2 tRNA genes and 2 rRNA genes are annotated in these 1,573 nt (G+C 53.1%); all 4 read right to left on the bottom strand.

Features of this window, described 5'->3' with window-relative positions:
* Positions 1-454, bottom strand: a 23S ribosomal RNA gene (locus ACQZ5K_RS27015); the annotation flags it as partial.
* A 584-nt stretch (positions 455-1,038) separates the two neighbouring features.
* Positions 1,039-1,114, bottom strand: a tRNA-Ala gene (locus tag ACQZ5K_RS27010).
* 94 nt (positions 1,115-1,208) lie between these two features.
* Positions 1,209-1,285, bottom strand: a tRNA-Ile gene (locus ACQZ5K_RS27005).
* Positions 1,286-1,492: 207 nt separating this feature from the next.
* Positions 1,493-1,573, bottom strand: a 16S ribosomal RNA gene (locus tag ACQZ5K_RS27000); the annotation flags it as partial.

The raw sequence follows: 1,573 nt of genomic DNA, 5'->3' as shown, positions 1-1,573 counted from the left end.
GGCCTGGTCCGCGTTCGCTCGCCACTACTTGCGGAGTCTCGGTTGATGTCCTTTCCTGCAGGTACTTAGATGTTTCAGTTCCCTGCGTTCGCTTCTTACACCCTATGTATTCAGGTGCAGATACCTCATTGCGATATCTAGAAACCTCTTTCGCTGAACCCCCGAACCCGGACATACCGGGTTTTGTTCTGTCCTCACGGCCGAAGGCCTGCGGACGGCGCGCCGAACGATCGGCGACGACCTAACGGTCTGTATGGGAAGCCCCATCAGACCGTTCAAAACAATCAAGGTGTTTAGCAAAACAGATTTTCTAGATATCTGAGGTGGGTTGCCCCATTCGGAGATCCATGGATCAAAGCTTATTCGCAGCTCCCCACGGCTTTTCGCAGCGTATCACGTCCTTCTTCGCCTGTGCATGCCAAGGCATCCACCAAATGCCCTTAATTCACTTCTTCGTTCTCATTGTCTATGCTCATCATCAAGTCGTCATCCCGAAGGGATGAACGACAAATCAGGTTACCTTTTACAACCAGATCAGGTCACGATGACATCGACGTGTCGGTATGGTCTTCATTGAGGGCACGCCGGTGCACCTCGAAGCCATACCATTAAGACCAGCTTCTCGAGATATCATCCGGTGATGCGCGGTCAGGCAACACCAATCCAGCATTTCCATCAGATGAAGGCCTAAACCTTCAAACAACAAAAATGCCTCGGACAAGCTTTCCTACCTACCTCCAATCCCTCCGCCAATTCCGGCCGACTAAGCCATCTCATGGTTTCTCTGGGACTGGGCTCGGACGTTTCAAACCACAAGGGCTCAAAACACCTGGAAGCTTCCAGACATATCTTCTCTTCACAATGTATTCAGAACAGGCATCAATCCTTAGCAGGACGATGCAAACTTTTATTTCTTCAGAAGACAATTCGCAGCCGCCGGATCAATTCTCCAGTACAGCGCGGTAGCGCGTCGCCGATCGTTCGGCGCCCTCGCGGAGGGTAGGTCCGAAGGACCGCTCACCCGTGAGCGCAAATAAATGGTGGAGCTGAGCGGGATCGAACCGCTGACCCCCTGCTTGCAAAGCAGGTGCTCTCCCAGCTGAGCTACAGCCCCATCCAGCTCGATCACCCAGGTCTCATCAACCAGGCGCGGCAACAATTCGCATCAACCAACAGTCTCAACCCAGTCCATCATTCGCAAATGCAAATGGTGGGCCCGGGAAGACTTGAACTTCCGACCCCACGCTTATCAAGCGTGTGCTCTAACCAACTGAGCTACGGGCCCATTCCGGTACCGGTCGATGCGGCTTTTGTCTTCTTGAAGAAAGAGAAACGTGGACGGCGAACCTCGCCATACCATCCGAGTGCTAAGCACTTCCGTGGCGTATTACGTTTCGATGGTCGCCTGACTGGTGCCATCTATGTTCTAAAAAGCACGGGAAGGTTCATCCTGTTCTAGACAGGCGTCTTACCAGTTCCACAGCTTCCTTAGAAAGGAGGTGATCCAGCCGCAGGTTCCCCTACGGCTACCTTGTTACGACTTCACCCCAGTCGCTGACCCTACCGTGGTTAG

Source organism: Agrobacterium sp. 22-226-1 (assembly GCF_053522345.1).
This window is presented reverse-complemented; position numbering and strand designations above follow the sequence as displayed.